The following is a 19,072-nucleotide window of genomic DNA, read 5'->3' on the forward strand; positions in this document are numbered from 1 at the left end:
GATGCCCCCGACGCCCGACCGCCGCCCTGGCCTGCTGCACTGGCACAGCCTGCTCGAGGCCGGCGGCATCAGCCTGGCGCTGGCCCTCGCGCTGATGCTGCCCGCGGCCATGCGCTGCGCCATCCACGCGCCGGGCGACGGCGGCGAACTAGGCTGCCATCTGCGCGACACCCTGGGCGGCGGCCTGGCCCTGGCCATATTGCTGTGGCTGATGTGGCTGGCGGCGGCCGCAACCCAGCCGCTGCTGCCGCGCGAGCCCTCCGTGCGCAGCGCTGCCCTGGCGCTGCAGATCCTGCTGCTGGCCCTGCTGTTCGCGCTGCTGAACGTCGGCCTGCACTTCATCGGCGGCGACGGCGGGGCTCGGAGCGCCTACACGCTGCAAGGGCTGGCGACCTTTGCCAGCTGCGTCTGCCTGGGCCTGGAATACCGCCAGCGCGGCCGCCGCGGCGAGGCCGATGCCGAGCGCCTGCGCCGCAGTGAGCAGGACCAGGCCCGCCAGCTCGACGCCGCCCGCGCGGCGCTGCTGCAGGCCCAGGTGGAGCCGCATTTCCTGTTCAACACCCTGGCCCACCTGCGCCGCCTGGCCCGCACCGATGCCCGCGCCGCCCACGTCATGATGGGCGAGCTGCGCCGCTACCTGGCGGCGGCCCTGCCCGAGTTGCGCCAGGCCGAGACACCGCTGGCGCGCGAGCTGGAGCTGGTGGCAGCCTTCCTCGCCCTGCATCAGCGCCGCATCGGCCCCGAACGGCTGACGCTGCGCTTCGAGGTCGCGCCGGGGCTGGATGAGGTCGTCGTGCCCTCCACCTGCCTGTTGACGCTGGCCGAGAACGCGGTCAAGCACGGCATCGGCCCGCAGGTCGAGGGTGGCGAGATCTGTGTGCGGGCGGTCCATGACCCCGACGAGGAGGGCCTGCTGCGCATGGAAGTGGCCGACACCGGCACCGGCATGGGCACCAGCAGCGGCAGCGGCACCGGCCTGGCCACGCTGCGCGCCCGTCTCGCCGCGGCCCACGGCGCGCGGGCGCGATTGAGCCTGCACCTGAACCAGCCGCGCGGCCTCGTCGCGCGCGTGCAGCTGCCCTGTCCCGGATGAAAGCCCTGCACTTCAGGCCTTCAGACCCGGGCTGGATGCTGCTCGCCGGCGCCGCCACGCTGGTGGCCAACGGCACGCCGCTGGGCAACACCCTGTCGCCGGGCGAAGCACTGAACGCGCTCGCCTACAACGTCATCCAGTTCGGCATCCCGGCCGTGCTGCTGCTGCGTGTGGCCGACGAGCTCGTCGACGCCGACCGCCTGCCGGCCTGGGCGGCCTATGCCGGCGTCGTGCTGCTGACCGTCATCGGCGGCATCTGGTTCATTGCGCCGCGGCTCTACCCACTGCTCGGCAAGGCCGACTGGTGGACCTGGGAGAACGACTACCGCCTCGCCAGCACGACACTGATCTGGCATGGCCTGGGCGTGGCCGTCTACGCCCAGTTGCGCTTCTCGCGGCGCGCGCAGGCGCGACTGGCGGCGCTGCAGGATGCCGCCGCCCGGCGCGAGCGCCAGCTCGCCGCCGCCCAGTTGCTGGCCCTGCAGGCACGCGTGGACCCAAGCCTGCTGTCCGAGCGCCTGGCCGCCATCGACGACGAGCTGCTGCACCGGCCGCACCGCGCCCAGCTGCGGCTGGCGGCCCTGATCGAGCTGCTGCGCGCGCTGCAGCCCCACATCGAGGCCGAGGTGTCGACGCTGGCGCGCGAGATCGCCGCGCTGCACGCCTATGCCCGCCTCGTCAGCAGCGATGCCGAGCACACCGAGCGCCTGCACCTCGCGGGCCTCGCCGACCCACCCGACTGGCCGCTCGCGCCCATGGTCCTGCTACCGCTGGTTCGCCCGCTGCTGGACGAGGGCGGCGCGCTGTGGAGCCTGTCGCTGCACGCCGGCGACGGCATGGCCGAGCTGCGCCTGCAGGCGCTCGGGCCCGCGCCGCGCGCGGCCGGGATCGTGCCGCTGGCCGAACTGGCCCAGCGCCTGCGCGCGGTGCATGGCGACGCCGCGGGCCTGGTGCTGGTGGCCGGACATCTGCCACTGTTCCGGCTGATCTGGCCGGCCCCGACATGAACCGCATCCTCATTGCCGAAGACGAAGCCCTGCTCGCCGCCGAGGTCCGCGAGGAGCTGCTGCGCCAGTGGCCCGAAGCCCAGGTCGTGGGCATGGCGCGCGACGGCCACGAGGCGCTGCGCCTGGTTGAGCAGCTGGCGCCGCAGGTCTGTTTCCTGGACGTGCAGATGCCGGGGCTCTCCGGCCTGGAGGTGGCCCAGCTGATCGGCCGCCGCGCCCATGTCGTCTTCATCACCGCCCACGAGCGCTACGCGGTGCAGGCCTTCGACGAGGGCGCCGTGGGCTATCTGCTCAAGCCGCTGGACCCGGTACGCATGGCCAAGACGCTGCTGCGCCTGAAGGAGCGCCTGAGCCAGCCCCCGGCCGACCTGGGCGGCCTGACCGCGCGCACGGCCGCCGCCAACGCGGCCGAGCCACTGCGCTGGATCACCGTGCAGCGCGGCCGCGAGCTGCAGCTCATCACCGTCGAGGACGTGGCCTATTTCCGTGCCGACCACAAATACATCGCCGTCGTCACGGCCGACAGCGAGGCCTTGATCTCCGTGCCGCTGAAGGAGCTGGTGCAGCGCCTGGACGGCGAGCATTTCTGGCAGGTGCACCGCTCCACCATCGTCAACGCGCGGGCCATCAAGTCGGTCAGCCGGTCCTTGAGCGGCAAGCTCAGCATCGCGCTGAAGAACCGGGCGGAGACGCTGGAGGTCAGCCCCGCCTATGCGCACAGATTCAAGCAGTTGTAGTCAGACCGCCCGTTCGGCCGCAGCGATCAGGCGGCTGACCCGCGACACGGACAGGCCGAGCTGGCCGGCCAGGGCCGTCATCGCGACGCCGCCCTCGGTATGGGCCAGCCACAGCGCCTGCTCGCGGATGCCGCTGGCGCGCTTCAGCCATTCGGCCCAGCTCCTGCGCGCGGTGCGACGGGGCGCCACGGCGAGCGCGCGCATGCGTGCCGCGAAGCCCGCGTCGCCGAGGAAGATCTGCTCGCGCAGCCGCCCCGGCCAGAGCTCGAAGCCCGGCTCCGATGCGACCAGGCGCGCGTAGCGTTCGCCGGCCTGGCGGCGCTGGGCCGCCGTGCTGGCCTGGCGGCCCAGCAGGTGGGCATGCAGGCCGTCCACCTCCAGCCACTCGGGCGCCGCTTCCAGGCCGGCCAGCGCCCGGAAGCTCGACCCCGCCCAGTCCGCCGCGCCGCGCGCCAGGCCCAGGCGCACCGGCTCGAGATCGACAAAGCGGCAGGCATCCAGCAGATGGCGCTCGCGGTCGACGAGCACCGCATGGAAGCGGCCCTGGAACAGCGGCCCGCTGCAGGCCCAGCGGCGCTGGTGATGCTGGGTGTAGACGCCGTTCACATGCCGCATCAGCTGCGACAGGTTGGCGCGCCGCGTGAACAGCAGCAACCGGTAATGCTCGGGCAGCAGCGCATAGGCCAGGGCCTGGGCATCGAAGCGGTGCAGGGCCTGGGCCAGCAGTCCGCGCATCTCGGCGCGATCTGCCTCGTCGGCAAAGGCCGGCCGCCTGCTCTCGAACGGGCAGTGGGCGCTGATCAGATAGACCGCGCCGGCGATCTCGAGTCGAGCAGGCCGGGCCATGTGCCACCTTAAGGCGCACCGCCCGGAATGGCAAGATGGCGATCTGCCGGCCACCAGATCGCCCCATGAAGACCCATCAAATCGAAATCCAGAAGTTCAAGGCCGCCGCCAACAACCTGCACGGCCAGGTCGTGTTCAAGGTCGATGCCCTCGTGTCGAACCGCGAACCCATCGACGGCATCGAGCCCAGCAGCCTGCTTGTCATGACCGAGCAGAACGCGCGCGTGCTGATGGCCCTGCTGAAGACCCAGATCGCCGAGTTCGACAGCAAGAAACCCAAGAGCCGCCACGGCCGCCACGGCTGAACCCAGGAGTCGCCCATGCAGTACCCCCACTACAACCCCGCCTCCGACAACCGCCCGCTGTCAGACGAGGAGCTCAACGACCTCGACGAGTTGCTGGCCGCCCTGCCCACCGATGCGGCCATGAACGTCGAGGCGCTGGACGGCTACCTCGCCGGCCTGCTGCTGACGCCCGGCCGCCAGCTCGCCGAGCTGCCCGGCGAGGCCTGGCTGCCCCTGGTCTGGGGCGGTGACGGCCAACCCGACCCGGCCCCCTTCGCCAGCGGCAAGCAGCGCAAGAAGGTCGTCATGGGCGTGCTGCGCCATCTGCAGTCCATCGCGCTGGCCTGGACTCACCAGCCCAAGGCCTGGGAGCCCATCTTCAGCTTCGCCGACGGCGAGGACGAGGACGAGGGCGCCGAATACGCCGACGCCGAGGACTGGGCCGCCGGCTTCCTGATGGCGGTGGACCTGGCGCCCGAGGCCTGGGCGCCGCTGTTCGACGGCGCCGACACGGCCGCCCTGCTGGCGCCCATCGCAGCCCTGGGCGGCGAGGACGGCGCGCTGGCCGAAGCCACGGCCGAGGCCCGCGATGCGGCAAGCCGGACCATCCCTGACGCCATGCTGGCGTTGTGGGAACGGCAGCGCCAGGCCCGACCCCCTCAAATCGGCTGACCGCCGCGCGGCGGTTTGCGTCAAACTCAGGCCATGCTCCACGACCTGCTCGCCGCCGCCGGCCTGGCCCTGTGCATCGCGCTGGCGATCCACATGGCCCTGCCCTACCGCGCCCAGGCCCGCGTGGATGCCGGGCTGCGCCGCCTGGGCGGCTGGCTGCAGTCGCAGATGGACCGTCTGACCGGCTGGCGCCGTCGCCAGCGCCAGACCCGCGCCGCCGCGCTGGAGGCCGAACGCGTCATCCGCCGCGCCCGCGAGACCGCGTTGCGCGAGCAGGGGGCGCGGCCCGAGGGCGAGTGGGACGGCAATGTCTACCGGCCCAAGAGCTTCGAAAAGCCCAAGAAGCCCCACTAGGGGCTTGAGCGCTCAGTCCGCGGCCTGCTGCAGCCGCCACATCTCCGCATAGCGCCCATCACGGGCCAGCAACTCGTCATGCCGGCCGCGCTCGACGATGCGGCCCTGCTCCAGCACGATGATCTCGTGCGCGTCCACCACCGTGGACAGCCGGTGCGCGATGACGAGCACGGTCTTGTTCTGGCCGACCGATTCCAGCTCGGCCTGGATGGCGCGCTCGTTGGTCGAGTCCAGCGCCGAGGTGGCCTCGTCGAAGATCAGCAGCGGCGGGTTCTTCAGCAGCGTGCGCGCGATGGCCACGCGCTGCTTCTCGCCGCCCGACAGCTTCAGACCGCGCTCGCCGACCATGGTCTCGTAGCCGCCCGGCGTGGCCGCGATGAAGGCGTGGATGTGGGCAGCGCGCGCGGCGGCCTCGACCTCGGCCTGGCTCGCGCCGGGGCGGCCGTAGGCGATGTTGTAGGCCACCGTGTCGTTGAACAGCACCGTGTCCTGCGGCACGATGCCGATGGCCCGGCGCAGGCTGGCCTGCGTGACGGTGCGGATGTCCTGGCCGTCGATGCGGATCGCGCCGGCATCGATGTCGTAGAAGCGATAGAGCAGCCGCGCCAGCGTGCTCTTGCCCGAGCCGCTCGGGCCGACGACTGCCACCTTCTTGCCGGCCGGGATCTCGAAGCTGACGCCGTGCAGGATGGGCCGCGCCGGGTCGTAGGCGAAGCGCACGTTGTCGAACACCACCTGCGCCCCATGCACCTGCAGCCCGGGCGCACCGGGCGTGTCGGCCACCTCGCGTTCGCGATCCAGCAGCCGGAACATCTTCTCGATGTCGGTCAGGCTCTGCTTGATCTCGCGGTAGATCACGCCGAGGAAGTTCAGCGGAATGTAGAGCTGGATCATGAAGGCGTTGACCATCACGAGGTCGCCCAGGCTCATGCGGCCGGCGACGACGCCCTGCGTGGCCCGCCACAGCATCAGCACCAGGGCCGCCGCGATGATGAGCTGCTGGCCGCTGTTCAGCAGCGACAGCGTGGTCTGGCTCTTCAGCTGGGCGCGGCGCAGCTTCTCCAGGCTGTCGTCGTAGCGGCGGGCCTCGAAGTCCTCGTTGTTGAAGTACTTGACCGTCTCGTAGTTCAGCAGCGAGTCGATGGCCTTCGAATGCGCCACCGAGTCCAGCTCGTTGAGCATGCGGCGGAACTTGGTGCGCCATTCGGTGACGACGACGGTGAAGGCGATGTAGACGACCAGGGCCGCGACGGTGATGCCGGCGAACCAGACGTCGAACTTCACGCCCAGCAGCGTCAGCACCAGCACCACCTCGATCAGCGTCGGCACGATGCTGTAGAGCGAGTAGCTGATGAGGGAGTGCACGGCCCGCGTGCCGCGCTCGATGTCGCGCGTCATGCCGCCGGTCTGGCGCTCCAGATGGAAGCGCAGCGACAGATCGTGCAGATGCCGGAACACCTGCAGCGAGATGCTGCGCGCCGTGCCCTCGGTGGCCTTGGCGAAGATCAGTTCGCGCAACTCGGTGAACAGCGACGTGGACAGCCGCAGCGCACCATAGGCCAGCAGCAGTCCCAGCGGCACGACGAGCAGGGTCTGCGGCGAGCCCGGCTTCAGGTCGAGCGCGTCGATCAGGTGCTTGAGCAGGATGGGCACGCCGACATTGCACAGCTTGGCCCCGACCATGAAGGCCAGGGCCAGGCCGACGCGCCAGCGGTAGCGCCAGAGATAGGGCAGCAGGCGGCCGACGGTGCCCCAGTCGCCGCGTGGCGCAGGCGTCGCGGTGGCCGATGGCATGGATGATGCAAAAGAAGAGGATCGCAACGCTGCAGGCCCGAAAATGGTGTTCGACGACCCATTGTCACAAGTGACCGCCATGACCCAGGAATCAAGCCCCGTTCAACCCCACGCCGGCCAGCGCGAGCTGGTGCTGCGGGTGATGCCCATGCCCGCCGATTCCAACCACAACGGCGATGTTTTCGGCGGCTGGATCATGGCCCAGGTGGACATCGCCGGCTCCATCCTGCCGGCGCGCCTGTCCCGCGGCCGGATCGCGACGGTGGCCGTCAACGAGTTCGTCTTCAAGCAGCCGGTGTCCGTCGGCGACCTGCTGAGCTTCTACGCGACGGTCACGCGCGTCGGCCGCACGTCCGTCACGGTGCATGTCGAGGTGATGGCCGAGCGCGACCCGGAGAACCTGCACGTGGTCAAGGTGACCGAGGCCAACCTGACCTATGTCGCCATCGACCGCGAGGGCAAGCCCAGGCCGATCACGATCTGATCGGCAAGCGCGTCCGCCCACAGCGCATAGCCGCGCGGGCCGGGGTGGAAGCCATCCTCGGCCATCAATTCGGCCGCATTGCTCTGCATGGCCTCGGGCAGCTGCAGCACGCAGCGCGAAGCCTGGCCCGACACGGCCGCGCTGAGGGCCGCATTGAAGCGCGCCGCCTGGCGGCCGAAGAACCAGCGCAGCGGCTGGGGCAGCAGCGGGAACTGCTGCATGGGCGGCGCGGCGCAGTGCACGCTCAGGCGCACGCCGGCACGCTCGGTAGCGAGCGCATGAATGCGGTCCAGCGCCGCCAAGGCCTTTGACGGCGCGACCTGGTCCACCACGTCGTTCACGCCCAGGGATGTGATCAGCACGTCGGCCGGCGCCAGTTCGGCAGCGGCCAGCGATGCGAGCGCCTGCTCGCTGCGGTGGCCGCTGGTCGCGACGAGCTGCCAGCCGACCGGCTGGCCCAGCCGCACGGCCAGCGCCTGCGCGAGGCGGCCGGCAAGTGCCTCGCCCTGGTGCGCCGCGCCGACGCCGGCGGCGGAGGAATCCCCCACGATGAGCAGCCTCAGCGCCGAGCCCTCGGCCGCACGCGGGCCGGCCGCCTCGGGCAGGCGCAGCGCCGTCGCGCGCACGCGCCGCCCCTGCCAGAGCAGCAGCGGCCCCAGCAGGATCTTGGCGATCACTGGAACTTGGAGAAGTCCGGCGCGCGCTTCTGGAAGAAGGCCTGGAAGGCTTCCATCGCCTCTGGGCTGCGCAGGCGGGCACCGAAGACCCCGGCCTCGCGCGTGATGGCGGCCTTGACGGCCTCGCGCTGCGCGCCGCGGATCAGCTGCTTGCTGTCGCGCACGGCGCCCGGGGCCAGCGTGTTGAAGCGCTCGGCGATGCGGCGGGCATGGTTCAGCACCTCGCTGCCCGGCAGCACGCGGTTGGCGATGCCGCATTCCACGGCCTGTTCGCCGGTGAAGGGGTCGCCCAGCAGCAGCTTCTCGGCCGCGCGGCGATTGCCCATCAGCTGGGGCAGCACGACGCTGGACGCGAACTCGGGCACCAGGCCCAGGGCCACGAAGGGCATGGCCAGGCGGGCCTCGTCGGCGACGAAGACGAAATCGCAGTGCAGCAGCATCGTCGTGCCGATGCCGATGGCCGCGCCGGTGACGGCCGCGACCACGGGCTTGCCGCAGTCCACCAGCGCATGCATGAACTGGAAGGTCGGCGCGTCTTCGCCGCGCACCGGGCCAGCCATGAAGTCCTCGAGGTCGTTGCCCGACGTGAAGATGCCGGGCTGACCGGTGATCAGCACGGCGCGCACGGCCGGATCGGCATCGGCCGCGCGCAGCGCGTCGGCCATGGCCTGGTACATCGCCTGGGTGATGGCGTTCTTTTTCTCGGGGCGGGCGATCTCGATCGTCGCGACGCCGTTGAGCGTGTAGCTCTTGATGGTCATCGGGGTCTCCGGTTCAGGCCGTGGCCGTCTTAGCCTGGAACTGGGTCCAGTGGTTGGCCAGGTGCATCAGATGGGCTCGCTCGTACTGCGGCTTGGTCAGCTCACCGTAGGCGAAGTGGGGTCGCAGTGTGCCCTGGAAATTCGCAAAGGCGTCCATCGCGTCCAGCAGGCGCTGGACCGAGGTCTTCAGCGTCTGCGACGCATCGAGCGCCGGCGCGCCGGGGATGGGCTCGTCCAGGCTGTGGCTCATCGCGCCACGTGCATTGAAGACGGCGAAGGCCGCCGAGCCGAGGGTGGAGCGAAACCAGGTGCCCTTGAGCACCGGAAAGCCCTGCATCGAGAACTCGATGCTCTGGGCCAGATGCTGCAGCACCTGGCTGAGGTTCCAGGGGCTGCCCTGCACGAGCTTCTCCGAGAACAGCAGCTCCAGCACGGCCTGCTGGCCGGCCTTCCAGCTCGAGAAGGTCTGCAGCTCGCCGGAACAACCGGCGAGAGGCGCCGCGAGCAACACCGAGGAAGCCTGGAGCACGCGACGCCTGTTCATGGTCAGAGCCTTTCGAAGATGCCCGCGGCACCCTGGCCGGCGCCGACGCACATCGTGACCATGCCATATTTCCCGCCGGTGCGACGCAGGCCATGGATGACCGAGGCCGATCGGATGGCGCCGGTGGCGCCCAGCGGGTGACCCAGCGCGATCGCACCGCCGTTGGGGTTGACCTTGGCGCGGTCCAGCTCGAAGCCCTTGCTGTCCAGGTCGTTCAGCACGGCCAGCGACTGCGCGGCGAAGGCTTCGTTCAGCTCGACCCAGTCCATGTCCTTGGCGCTCAGGCCGGCGGCCTTCAGCGCGGCCGGGATGGCTTCGATCGGGCCGATGCCCATGATCTCGGGCGGCACGCCGCGCACGGCGAAGGACACGAAGCGAGCCAGCGGCGTCAGGTTGTAGCGCTTCAGCGCGGCTTCGCTGACGAGCAGCAGGCCACCGCAGCCATCGGAGGTCTGGGAGCTGTTGCCGGCGGTCACGCTGCCCTTGGCGGCGAACACGGGCTTGAGCCTGGCCAGACCTTCCAGCGACGTGTCGGGGCGGGCGCCTTCGTCGAGCCTGACGGTGCGGGTCTTGGTGTTGATCGTGCCGTCGGCCAGGTTGGGCGTGCGCTCGACGATGTCGAAGGGCGTCATCTCGGCATCGAACCAGCCCGCCCGCATGGCGGCCACGGCGCGACGGTGCGATTCCAGCGAGAAGACGTCCTGGGCCTCGCGGCCGATCTTCCACTGCGCGGCGACCTTCTCGGCCGTCAGGCCCATGCCGTAGGCGATGCCGATGTTCTCGTCCTTCTCGAAGATCAGCGGGCTCAGGCTGGGCTTGTTGCCGCCCATCGGGATCATGGACATGGACTCGACGCCGCCGGCGAACATCACGTCGGCCTCGCCGACGCGGATGCGGTCCGCGGCCATCTGCACGGCGGTGACGCCGGAGGCGCAGTAGCGGTTGATCGTCACGCCGCCTACCGTCGGGCCGAAGCCGGCCAGCACCGAGGCCACGCGGGCGATGTTCATGCCCTGCTCACCCTCGGGGAAGGAGCAGCCGACGATGGCGTCTTCAATCGCCTTGGCTTCCAGGCCGGGGGCCTGCGCCAGCGCGGCCTGCATGACCTTGACGAGCATCTCGTCGGGGCGGGTGTTCTTGAAGTAGCCACGGCCGCTCTTGCCGATGGGCAGACGGGTGGCGGCAACGACGTAGGCGTCCTGGACTTGCTTGCTCATGATGTTTCCTTTCTTAAGCCTGGGGCTTTTTCTCTTTGGGCACCCAGGCCCAGACAAATTCACACTCGATCGGCTCGATGCCGGCTTCGTCGGTCACGGTCACGGCGACCTTGACCTCACCCTTGGTTTCGTTCGCCATCGCATGGCGCTGCGCGGCGGTCAGGTGCGCCTTGGCGACGAGGCCGCCGGTGGCGCGCTTCCTGAAGTTCACCTGCAGCGACTTGCACAGCGGCAGGCAGTCGTCACGCACATTCATGCCCACCACCATGCCGGTGGCGGTCTCGGCGAGCAGCGACATCGCGGCCGCATGCACACCCTTGATGTGGTTCTGCACCGGGCGCTTGTTGGCGACGCGGATCTCGCTGCGCTCGGGGGTGAGCGCCACGAAATCGAGCGACGCCGTGCCCGTGAAAGGCACGGCGCGGCGCAGCGCGAAGTTGCGCGCTGCACCCCGCAACGGCCCGGGCAGACCGTCCAGCTTGGCGAGGGTGCGTTGAAGCCGGTTCACGGTGGACCTTAGTTGCGGACGGGCTTGCCGGTCTGCAGCATGCCCATGATGCGTTCCTGCGTCTTGGGGTTGTCGAGCAGCGCGCAGAAGTGCTTGCGCTCCAGCGCCATCAGGTATTCCTCGCTGACGAGGGAACCCGCCTCGACCTCGCCGCCGCAGACCACGTCGGCAATCGCTGCGGCCAGGTCGAAGTCGTGCTGGCTGACGAAGCCGCCGTCGCGCATGTTGGCAACCTGGCCCTTGATCGTCGCGATGCCACTGCGGCCGGCGACCGGGAACAGGGCCTTGTGCGGCGGACGGTAGCCGGCCTCGCTCATGCCGAGCGCGGTGGCGGTGGCCACGTGCAGCAGCTCGTCCTTGTGCGGCACGATGATGTCGCTGTCGAGCAGGAAGCCGTTCTTCTTCGCCTCGTGCGCCGAGGTCGCGACCTTGGCCGTCGCGGCGGTCAGGAAGCCGTCCTTCAGGAAGGCCAGGATGTCGGCACCGGCATTGCCGGCGGCGGCCATCTCGGCGGCGCGGCGGGCGACATAGGTCAGGCCGCCGCCGCCGGGCACCAGGCCCACGCCGACTTCCACGAGGCCCACATAGCTCTCGACATGGGCGACGCGGCGCGCGCAGTGCACGGCCAGCTCGGCGCCGCCGCCCAGGGCCAGGCCGCGCATCGCGGCGACGACCGGCACATTGGCGTAGCGCAGGCGCAGCATCATGTCCTGCAGCTTCTTCTCTTCCGGCGCGATGCCCTTGCTGCCCATCTTCATGAAGACGGGCATCAGGCTTTCGAGGTTGGCGCCGGCCGAGAACACGTCGTCCGGGCTCCAGATGACCAGGCCCTTGTAGTCGGCCTCGGCGATCTCGACCGCCTTGAGCAGGCCCTCGGTGACGGCCGGGCTGATCAGGTGCAGCTTGGCGGTGATGGAGGCGACGACGACCTCGCCGTCCAACGTCCAGACGCGCACTTCCTCGTTCCTGAACAGCTCGGTGCCCGACTTCAGCGGGTCGGCAGCGCCGGTACCCAGCAGCGATTCGCGGAAGGCTTGGCGCTTGTAGACAGGCAGCTCGCTGCGCGGCTTGAACTTGGCCTCAAGAGCGCTCCACGAGCCCGCGGGCGTGTGCACGCCACCGGCTTCGGCCACGGGGCCTTCGGTGACCCAGGCGGGCAGCGGCGCGCTGGACAGGGTCTTGCCTTCGGCGATGTCAGCCGAGATCCACTCGGCGACCTGCTTCCAGCCGGCGGCCTGCCACAGCTCGAACGGACCTTGCTGGCTGCCGAAGCCCCAGCGCATCGCGAAGTCGATCTCGCGCGCCGTGTCGGCCACGGTGTCGAGGTGCACGGCGGCGTAGTGGAAGCTGTCGCGCAGGATGGCCCACAGGAACTGGGCCTGAGGGTTGGTCGATTCGCGCAGCAGCTTCAGGCGGTCGGCCGGTGCTTTCTTCAGCATGCGGGCGACGATCTCGTCGGCCTTCTTGCCGCCGGCGACGTATTCACCGGTCGCGAAGTCCAGGCGCTGGATGTCCTTGCCGACCTTCTTGTAAAAGCCGGCACCGGTCTTCTGGCCCAGCGCGCCCTTCTCGATCAGGCCGGCCAGCACCTTGGGCGTGGCGTACGTCGAGTAGAAGGGGTCGTCCTTCAGGTTGTCCTGCATCGTCTTGACGACGTGGGCCATGGTGTCCAGGCCGACGACGTCCGCGGTGCGGAAGGTGCCCGACGACGCGCGGCCCAGCTTCTTGCCGGTCAGGTCGTCGACGACGTCCACCGACAGGCCGAACTTCTCTGCCTCGATCATCGTGGCCATCATGCCGGCGATGCCGACGCGGTTGGCGACGAAGTTGGGCGTGTCGTGGGCGCGCACGACGCTCTTGCCCAGCGACGTGGTCACGAAGGCTTCGAGCTGGTCGAGGATTTCCGGCCGGGTGGTCGGCGTGTTGATCAGCTCCACCAGGGCCATATAGCGCGGCGGGTTGAAGAAGTGGATGCCGCAGAAGCGCGGCTTGATTTCTTCGGGCAGCACTTCGCTGAGCTTGGTGATCGACAGGCCCGAGGTGTTCGAGGCCACGATGGCGTGCGCGGCGACGAAGGGCGCGATCTTGGTATAGAGGTCGAGCTTCCAGTCCATGCGCTCGGCGATGGCCTCGATGATGAGGTCGCAGCCGCGCAGCACCTCCAGGTGCTCCTCGTAGTTGGCCTGCTGGATCAGCGCGGCCTCGGCGCTGTCGCCCAGCGGCGCCGGCTTGAGCTTCTTCAGGCCGTCGACGGCCTTGGTAACGATGCCGTTCTTGGCACCTTCCTTGGCGGGCAGGTCGAACAGCACGACCGGCACCTTGCAGTTGACGAGGTGGGCCGCGATCTGCGCGCCCATCACGCCGGCGCCGAGCACGGCGACCTTGCGGACTTGGAATCGACTCATGGGTTTATCTCCTGGGAATCTTGAAAGGGCCGGTCACTCGACGCGAATCCACGTCTGCGTGCGGCCGAACAGAGGGGCACCGATGTAGCCGCGCACCTCCAGCTTCTTGCCCCCGTCCACCGGCTTCAGCCGGGTGCGGTAGGTCTTGCCGTTGTTGGGGTCGAGGATCTCGCCGTGGCCCCAGACGCCTTCGCCGTCGGCCTTCACGCCGCGGATGATCTGCAGGCCGACGACGGGCTTGTCCTTGCGGTCGTCACTGCACTTGTCGCACTTGCCGTCGGCAGGGTCCTTGGGGTCGAGCAGCTTGTCGATGCTGCCGACCAGGGTGCCCGCCTGTTCGCTGATGCGGACCAGCGACTTCGCGGTTTTGCCGTCGTCGTCGATGGTCTTCCACAGGCCCACGGGTGTGGTTTGCGCGAACGCAAACACGGGCAGCAGCAGGGCAGCAGCGAACAGGGATTTCATCGGGCGTAGTCCTTGTCAGTGAGCAGGTCGGGTTAGAAGAGAGCTTCTTCCATTTCCATCAGCGGCGCCAGGCCCGCACGGCAGGTGCGGATCAGGCTGGCCGTCTCGGGCAGCAGCTTGGCGAAGTAGAAGCGCGCCGTGGCCAGCTTGGCGGTGTAGAACGGGTCGCCGCTGTCCTTCTTGGCCAGCGCGATCTTGGCGGCCCGGGCGAAGAAATAGGCGAAGGTCATGTGGCCGACCACGCGCAGATAGTCCACGGCCGCGGCGCCGACTTCGTCGGCATTGCCCATGGCCTTCATGCCGATTTCCTGCGTCAGCTTGTTGACCTTGTCGCCCAGGTCGGCCAGCGGGTTCACGAACTCCTGCATGGCTTCGTTGGTGCCCTCTTCCTCGATGAAGGCGGCGATCTTCTTGCCGAACTTCTTCAGCGTGGCGCCGTTGTTGCCCAGCACCTTGCGGCCGAGCAGGTCCAGCGACTGGATGGTGTTGGTGCCCTCGTAGATCATGTTGATGCGCGCATCGCGCACGAACTGCTCCATGCCCCATTCATGGATGAAGCCGTGGCCACCGTAGACCTGCATGCAGTGCGAGGTGGCGAGCCAGCCGTTGTCGGTGATGAAGGCCTTGATGATGGGCGTCAGCAGCGCGACTTCGGCGTCGGCCTCCTTGCGCTCGTCCTCGTCGTCGCTTTTCAGCGCCTTGTCGAGCTGCAGCACGGTGTAGCCCTGCAGCATGCGGCCGCCTTCGGCGAAGGCGCGGGCCGTCAGCAGCATCTTGCGCACGTCGGGGTGGACGATGATGGGGTCGGCCGGCTTGTCCGGAGCCTTGGGGCCGGAAAGGGCGCGCATCTGGATGCGGTCCTTCGCATAGGCCACGGCGTTCTGGTAGGCCACTTCGGTCAGGCCGAGGGACTGGTTGCCCACGCCCAGGCGGGCGGCGTTCATCATGACGAACATCGCGGCCAGGCCCTTGTTGGGCTCGCCGACCAGCGTGCCGACGGCGCCTTCCAGCACGATCTGCGCGGTGGCGTTGCCGTGGATGCCCATCTTGTGCTCCAGGCCGGCGCAGAAGATGTCGTTGCGCGAGCCCAGCGAGCCGTCGGCGTTCACGTTGAACTTGGGCACCAGGAAGAGCGAGATGCCCTTGCTGCCCTGCGGCGCGTCCGGCAGGCGGGCCAGCACCAGGTGGACGATGTTCTCGGCCATGTCGTGCTCGCCGGCCGAGATGAAGATCTTGGCGCCGGTGATCTTGTACGTGCCGTCGGCCTGCGGTTCGGCCTTGGTGCGCAGCAAGCCCAGGTCCGTGCCGCAGTGCGGCTCGGTCAGGCACATCGTGCCGGTCCACTCGCCGCTGGTCAGCTTGGGCAGGTAGGTGGCCTGCTGCTCGGGCGTGCCGTGGGCGTGCAGGGCCTCGTAGGCGCCGTGGCTCAGGCCGGGGTACATCGTCCAGGCCTGGTTGGCCGAGTTCAGCATCTCGTAGAAGAACTGGTTCACCAGATGCGGCAGGCCCTGGCCGCCGAAAGCGGGGTCGCAGCTCAGAGCCGGCCAGCCGCCTTCGACGTACTGCTTGTAGGCCTCCTTGAAGCCCTTGGGCGCAGTCACCTCGTGGCTGGCCTTGTCGAGGGTGCAGCCCTCGGCATCGCCGCTGAGGTTGATCGGGGCGATGACCTCGGCGGCGAACTTGCCGCCCTCCTCGAGCACCGCGTTGATCGTGTCGGCATCGATGTCCTCGTGGCCGGGCAGCATCTTCAGCTCGTCGACGACGTTCAGCAGCTCGTGCATGACGAACTGCATGTCACGCATGGGCGGGGTGTACTGGGGCATCGGATACTCCTGGAACAGTCTGGGGTGGTGATTCGGTTCAGCGCCGCGCGGCGCCGATCTTGGGGGACTTGCGCGCGCCGTCGACCTGCAGGCCGGCGGGCGTGGCGTAGAACTGGATGGCCCGGTCGAAACCGCGGCCGGCACGCTCGAGCGCGCCGGGGATGCACATGAAGCGCGCATCGTGGTGCAGGGACAGGATCAGGCCGTGCAGCTCGAAGACGATCTGGTCGACATCGGCATCGGCCTGCAGGTGGCCTTCGTCGCGCGCCAGCACGATGGCCTTGTGCAGCGCCGCATGCCAGGCCTTGACCATGCCCACCAGCGCGTCGCGCACCGGGCCGGGCCGGTCGTCGAACTCGACGGCGCCGGAGATGTAGATGCAACCCGAGTCCATCTCGACCGACACGCGGCGCACCCAGCGCTCGAACATCGCGCGCAGGCGCGGCAGGCCGCGCGGCTCGCGGATGGCGGTGAAGAAGACTTCCTCTTCGAATTTCGCGTGATACTCGGTGACGACCGCGATCTGCAGCTCCTCGCGCGAGCCGAAGTGGGCGAAGACGCCCGACTTGCTCATCTGCGTCACGTCCGCCAGCGCACCGATGGACAGGCCTTCCAGGCCCATGTGGGACGCCAGGCCCAGCGCGGCCTCGAGGATGGCGGCACGGGTCTGCTGGCCCTTCTGCAGCGAGCGCGCGACGCGCACGGGCTTGGCCACGCGGAGCGGGGCGGCTTTCTTGGCGGGGGCGGGCAGCGTGGACACGGCGCGGACGGGCAAGGAATAAAACGAACGATCGTTCTATTTTGCAGGTCACACGCGTAACGGCGCCAGCTTGCCCCGGCGATTTCTAGGGTGATGCGCCTAATACTGCGGCAAACCTAGGGATGACCCTGGGGCCCCGGCTGTCACGGTGCCGCGCTTGAGCGCTGGCGCAGTTCTCGCTAGGCTCGCGGTCGGAGGTGAAGCCCAGTGGATGTTCTCCAGCTCGATGTCTCTGGCCGACCGCAAGCCTGGATCACGACGCGCGAAGCGGCCGTGATCTACGCCAGCGATGGCATCGCCTGGACGCTGGGCGACCCCTGCCAGGTGCTGCGCGGCGGCTGGCAGCGCGTCAGCGGGCGGCAGTCGCGCATCGAGGTCCATCCCATCATCGCCGTGCGCGGCGCGGTGCCCAGCCGGGCCTGGCGCCAGGCGCCGGCGCTGACGAACAGCAAGCTCTTCGTGCGCGACCGCTTCGTCTGCGCCTATTGCGGCCACCATGGCCTGCCCGAGGACCTGACGCGCGAGCACATCCAGCCCACGTCGCGCGGCGGCCAGGACAGCTGGATGAATTGCATCACCGCCTGCCGCCCCTGCAACGGCCGCAAGGGCAGCCGCCTGCCGGAGGAGGCGCATATGAGCCTGCTCTACCTGCCCTATGTGCCCAGCCTGCACGAGGACATGATCCTGCGCGGGCGCCGCATCCTGGCCGACCAGATGGAGTTCCTGCTCGCCAGCGTGCCCCGCTCCAGCCGCCTGCACGGCTGACAAGCCCTCCCCCTACGCGCTTCGCGCGCCCCCTCAAGGGGGCTGAGCCCGGACACAAACAGTCCTGAGGACTGTCTGTGCCTGGCGAAGGACAAGGCCTCCGGCCTTGGCAACTGCCAATGCCCTGGCAAAGCCAGATCCATGGCAGTCGCTGGGCAACACACCACACCATGCTGACGGCGTAAAGAGTTGTAGCTCGCAGCCTCGGTCAGTCAACGGCGGGACAATGGCCTGCGTTGGGCTGCTGTTGTGCCCAAGGAGTCTCCCAAATGTCCAAACTCATCACTTCCCTCTCCGTCGTCGCCGCGCTCGTGCTGTCGGCCTGCTCGACGACCAGCCCCGACGTCGTGCAGCGCGGTGACGCGCAACGCCTGTCCCAGGTCCAGGACGCCACCGTGCTGAACGTGCGCCCCGTCACCGTGGACGGCTCGCAGAGCGGCGTCGGCGGCGTGGCCGGCGGCGTCACCGGCGCCATCGCGGGCAGCACGGTCGGCGGCAGGCGTGAAGGCCAGGTGGCCGGCGTGCTGGGTGCGGTGGCCGGCGCCGTCATCGGCAACGCCATCGAGCGCTCGGCCACGCGCGAGGACGCGCTGGAAATCATCGTCCAGTTGCGCAACGGCGAGCGCCGCTCCGTCATCCAGGCCAAGGGCGCCGAGACCTTCAACGCCGGTGACCCGGTCATCCTCGTGACGACCGGCGGCAAGACCCGCGTGACGCGCGCCCCCGCCGTCGCGCCGGCCGCGGCCCCGGGCAGCAACAGCTGACGCCAGGCGCCGCAAAGGACAATGGCGGGCTTTGGCCCGCCATTTTTCTTTCCCGCCCATGCCCGACATCATCGATACCGACGAACCCGTCCACGAGCCGCGCCTGTGGCGCGACAACGGCTGGACTGCCCAGGTCATCAAGAACGAGGACGACGAGGGCTGGGCCGTCGCGATGTTCAAGGCCGGCGAAAGCGAGCCGGCCCTGGTCGGCCCCTGGACCATGGGCCGCGACAAGAAGAATCCCAAGCCGCTGGACGGCAACGCCTTCAACACGCTGGTGAAGACGGCCTCCGAGGTGATCCGCCGCCACGAGCAGCAGCTGCACGCCCAGCTCAACAAGACGCTCTACGTCGCCCGCGACGGCGCCTGGCTGAAGATCACGCTGGAGATCGTGCCCGCCGAGGACGATCCCTATGCCTGGCTGCGCGCCTTCGACGCGGCCGGCGAGCAACTGGCCCAGGTCAAGGTGGCGGCCGGCTTCCGGCTCAGCCAGTCGGCCGCCGAGGCCTGGGTGGACGCCGGTTTCGAGCGGCCCGCAGGCAGGGACTGAGGGCAATTCGGGGTCCGATTGCGGCCAGACGCGCCGCACCCGCCTCTGAAGAATCGCGTGCATCCCATCTCACGGAGCACGCCATGTCGTTTCGCATCACCGGGCTGCCGGCCCAGCCCTTCGCCCATCTATTCGGCCTGAGCGACGCCGAGCTCGCCCGCCACGGCGCCATCCGCCTGCCGACCCGGGAGGGCGACGCCCACCCCGACCGCATCGAACTCACCGACGCCAGGCCCGGAGAATCGGTGCTGCTCGTCAACCACGAGCACCAGCCGGCCGACACACCCTACCGCTCGCGCCACGCCGTCTTCGTCCGCGAGCACGCCGGCACGCCCTTCGACGCCGTCGACGAGGTGCCCGGCATGCTGAGCCGCCGCCTGCTGTCGCTGCGTGCCTTCGACGCCGCCGGCATGATGGTCGATGCCGACATCGCCGACGGCACGGCCCTCGAGCCCCTCATCGAGCGCCTGCTCGCGCGGCCCGACACCGCCTACATCCATGCCCACTTCGCGCGCCGCGGCTGCTATGCCGCGCTGATCCGGCGCGCCTGAGGCAGCGGCTT

The 19,072-nt window shown here is 69.4% G+C and carries 22 protein-coding genes; 11 read left to right on the forward strand and 11 right to left on the reverse strand.

Annotated elements, in window-relative coordinates:
• Nucleotide 1 precedes the first annotated feature (1 nt).
• From EV671_RS06190 to EV671_RS06200, 3 genes are read left to right on the forward strand one after another with little or no spacing between them, the layout of a single operon-like run.
• The gene (locus EV671_RS06190) at nucleotides 2-1,093 is read left to right on the forward strand and encodes a sensor histidine kinase (protein WP_132570422.1); all 1,092 of its coding nucleotides are present in this window, start codon (nucleotides 2-4) and stop codon (nucleotides 1,091-1,093) included.
• Nucleotides 1,090-2,100 (forward strand): hypothetical protein, encoded by a 1,011-nt coding sequence (locus EV671_RS06195; protein ID WP_132570423.1) that lies wholly within the window; start codon nucleotides 1,090-1,092, stop codon nucleotides 2,098-2,100. Before EV671_RS06190 ends, EV671_RS06195 begins: the two co-directional genes overlap by 4 nt.
• Nucleotides 2,097-2,837, forward strand: coding sequence for a LytR/AlgR family response regulator transcription factor (locus EV671_RS06200; RefSeq protein ID WP_132570424.1), 741 nt, complete (start codon nucleotides 2,097-2,099; stop codon nucleotides 2,835-2,837). Before EV671_RS06195 ends, EV671_RS06200 begins: the two co-directional genes overlap by 4 nt.
• Here EV671_RS06200 and EV671_RS06205 read toward each other — a convergent pair whose 3' ends face one another.
• Nucleotides 2,838-3,683, reverse strand: a complete 846-nt coding sequence (locus tag EV671_RS06205) for a transposase (RefSeq protein WP_132570425.1) — start codon at nucleotides 3,681-3,683, stop codon at nucleotides 2,838-2,840.
• Between the two features lie 65 nt (nucleotides 3,684-3,748).
• On the opposite strand from EV671_RS06205, the gene EV671_RS06210 reads away from it, so the two are divergent.
• The 3 genes from EV671_RS06210 to EV671_RS06220 are packed head-to-tail and all read left to right on the forward strand — an operon-like array spanning nucleotide 3,749 to nucleotide 4,993.
• On the forward strand, nucleotides 3,749-3,988 hold the full coding sequence (locus EV671_RS06210; protein ID WP_132570426.1) for a hypothetical protein: 240 nt from the start codon (nucleotides 3,749-3,751) through the stop codon (nucleotides 3,986-3,988).
• 15 nt (nucleotides 3,989-4,003) lie between these two features.
• Nucleotides 4,004-4,639 (forward strand): UPF0149 family protein, encoded by a 636-nt coding sequence (locus EV671_RS06215; RefSeq protein ID WP_132570427.1) that lies wholly within the window; start codon nucleotides 4,004-4,006, stop codon nucleotides 4,637-4,639.
• A 33-nt stretch (nucleotides 4,640-4,672) separates the two neighbouring features.
• Nucleotides 4,673-4,993: a hypothetical protein gene (locus EV671_RS06220; RefSeq protein ID WP_132570428.1), complete on the forward strand. Its 321-nt coding sequence runs from the start codon at nucleotides 4,673-4,675 to the stop codon at nucleotides 4,991-4,993.
• A gap of 12 nt (nucleotides 4,994-5,005) precedes the next feature.
• Here the strand turns inward: EV671_RS06220 and EV671_RS06225 are convergent, their stop codons facing one another.
• The gene (locus EV671_RS06225; protein WP_132570429.1) at nucleotides 5,006-6,787 is read right to left on the reverse strand and encodes an ABCB family ABC transporter ATP-binding protein/permease; all 1,782 of its coding nucleotides are present in this window, start codon (nucleotides 6,785-6,787) and stop codon (nucleotides 5,006-5,008) included.
• A 79-nt stretch (nucleotides 6,788-6,866) separates the two neighbouring features.
• Here EV671_RS06225 and EV671_RS06230 point away from each other — a divergent pair, with 79 nt between their 5' ends.
• On the forward strand, nucleotides 6,867-7,271 hold the full coding sequence (locus EV671_RS06230) for an acyl-CoA thioesterase (RefSeq protein WP_132570430.1): 405 nt from the start codon (nucleotides 6,867-6,869) through the stop codon (nucleotides 7,269-7,271).
• Here the strand turns inward: EV671_RS06230 and EV671_RS06235 are convergent.
• From EV671_RS06235 to EV671_RS06275, 9 genes are read right to left on the reverse strand one after another with little or no spacing between them, the layout of a single operon-like run.
• Nucleotides 7,223-7,948, reverse strand: a complete 726-nt coding sequence (locus tag EV671_RS06235) for an SGNH/GDSL hydrolase family protein (RefSeq protein ID WP_132570431.1) — start codon at nucleotides 7,946-7,948, stop codon at nucleotides 7,223-7,225. The genes EV671_RS06230 and EV671_RS06235 overlap by 49 nt on opposite strands.
• A complete protein-coding gene (locus EV671_RS06240; protein WP_132570432.1) occupies nucleotides 7,945-8,709 on the reverse strand; it encodes an enoyl-CoA hydratase in 765 nt (254 codons plus the stop codon). The genes EV671_RS06235 and EV671_RS06240 overlap by 4 nt, the downstream gene beginning before the upstream one ends.
• A gap of 13 nt (nucleotides 8,710-8,722) precedes the next feature.
• Nucleotides 8,723-9,253 (reverse strand): DUF1569 domain-containing protein, encoded by a 531-nt coding sequence (locus tag EV671_RS06245; protein WP_132570433.1) that lies wholly within the window; start codon nucleotides 9,251-9,253, stop codon nucleotides 8,723-8,725.
• 2 nt (nucleotides 9,254-9,255) lie between these two features.
• Nucleotides 9,256-10,470, reverse strand: a complete 1,215-nt coding sequence (locus EV671_RS06250; protein ID WP_132570434.1) for an acetyl-CoA C-acyltransferase — start codon at nucleotides 10,468-10,470, stop codon at nucleotides 9,256-9,258.
• Between the two features lie 13 nt (nucleotides 10,471-10,483).
• A complete protein-coding gene (locus tag EV671_RS06255; RefSeq protein WP_132570435.1) occupies nucleotides 10,484-10,978 on the reverse strand; it encodes a DUF4442 domain-containing protein in 495 nt (164 codons plus the stop codon).
• Nucleotides 10,979-10,986: 8 nt separating this feature from the next.
• Nucleotides 10,987-13,383, reverse strand: coding sequence for a 3-hydroxyacyl-CoA dehydrogenase/enoyl-CoA hydratase family protein (locus tag EV671_RS06260; RefSeq protein ID WP_132570436.1), 2,397 nt, complete (start codon nucleotides 13,381-13,383; stop codon nucleotides 10,987-10,989).
• Between the two features lie 33 nt (nucleotides 13,384-13,416).
• The gene (locus EV671_RS06265) at nucleotides 13,417-13,848 is read right to left on the reverse strand and encodes a DUF2147 domain-containing protein (RefSeq protein ID WP_132570437.1); all 432 of its coding nucleotides are present in this window, start codon (nucleotides 13,846-13,848) and stop codon (nucleotides 13,417-13,419) included.
• 32 nt (nucleotides 13,849-13,880) lie between these two features.
• Entirely contained in the window at nucleotides 13,881-15,671 is a 1,791-nt protein-coding gene (locus EV671_RS06270; protein WP_132570438.1) for an acyl-CoA dehydrogenase C-terminal domain-containing protein, read from the reverse strand.
• 37 nt (nucleotides 15,672-15,708) lie between these two features.
• A complete protein-coding gene (locus tag EV671_RS06275; protein ID WP_277592395.1) occupies nucleotides 15,709-16,422 on the reverse strand; it encodes a TetR/AcrR family transcriptional regulator in 714 nt (237 codons plus the stop codon).
• 216 nt (nucleotides 16,423-16,638) lie between these two features.
• On the opposite strand from EV671_RS06275, the gene EV671_RS06280 reads away from it, so the two are divergent.
• From EV671_RS06280 to EV671_RS06295, 4 genes are all read left to right on the forward strand, one after another.
• Nucleotides 16,639-17,196 carry an HNH endonuclease gene (locus EV671_RS06280; protein WP_132570440.1) on the forward strand — a complete coding sequence of 186 codons (558 nt, stop codon included), beginning with the start codon at nucleotides 16,639-16,641 and terminating at the stop codon, nucleotides 17,194-17,196.
• A 269-nt stretch (nucleotides 17,197-17,465) separates the two neighbouring features.
• A complete protein-coding gene (locus tag EV671_RS06285) occupies nucleotides 17,466-17,960 on the forward strand; it encodes an outer membrane lipoprotein (RefSeq protein ID WP_132570441.1) in 495 nt (164 codons plus the stop codon).
• 58 nt (nucleotides 17,961-18,018) lie between these two features.
• On the forward strand, nucleotides 18,019-18,510 hold the full coding sequence (locus tag EV671_RS06290; protein ID WP_132570442.1) for a hypothetical protein: 492 nt from the start codon (nucleotides 18,019-18,021) through the stop codon (nucleotides 18,508-18,510).
• A gap of 83 nt (nucleotides 18,511-18,593) precedes the next feature.
• A complete protein-coding gene (locus tag EV671_RS06295) occupies nucleotides 18,594-19,061 on the forward strand; it encodes a DUF1203 domain-containing protein (RefSeq protein ID WP_132570443.1) in 468 nt (155 codons plus the stop codon).
• Nucleotides 19,062-19,072: the final 11 nt, after the last annotated feature.

This window comes from Roseateles saccharophilus (assembly GCF_004342485.1).
Taxonomy (GTDB): Bacteria; Pseudomonadota; Gammaproteobacteria; order Burkholderiales; family Burkholderiaceae_C; genus Pelomonas; species Pelomonas saccharophila.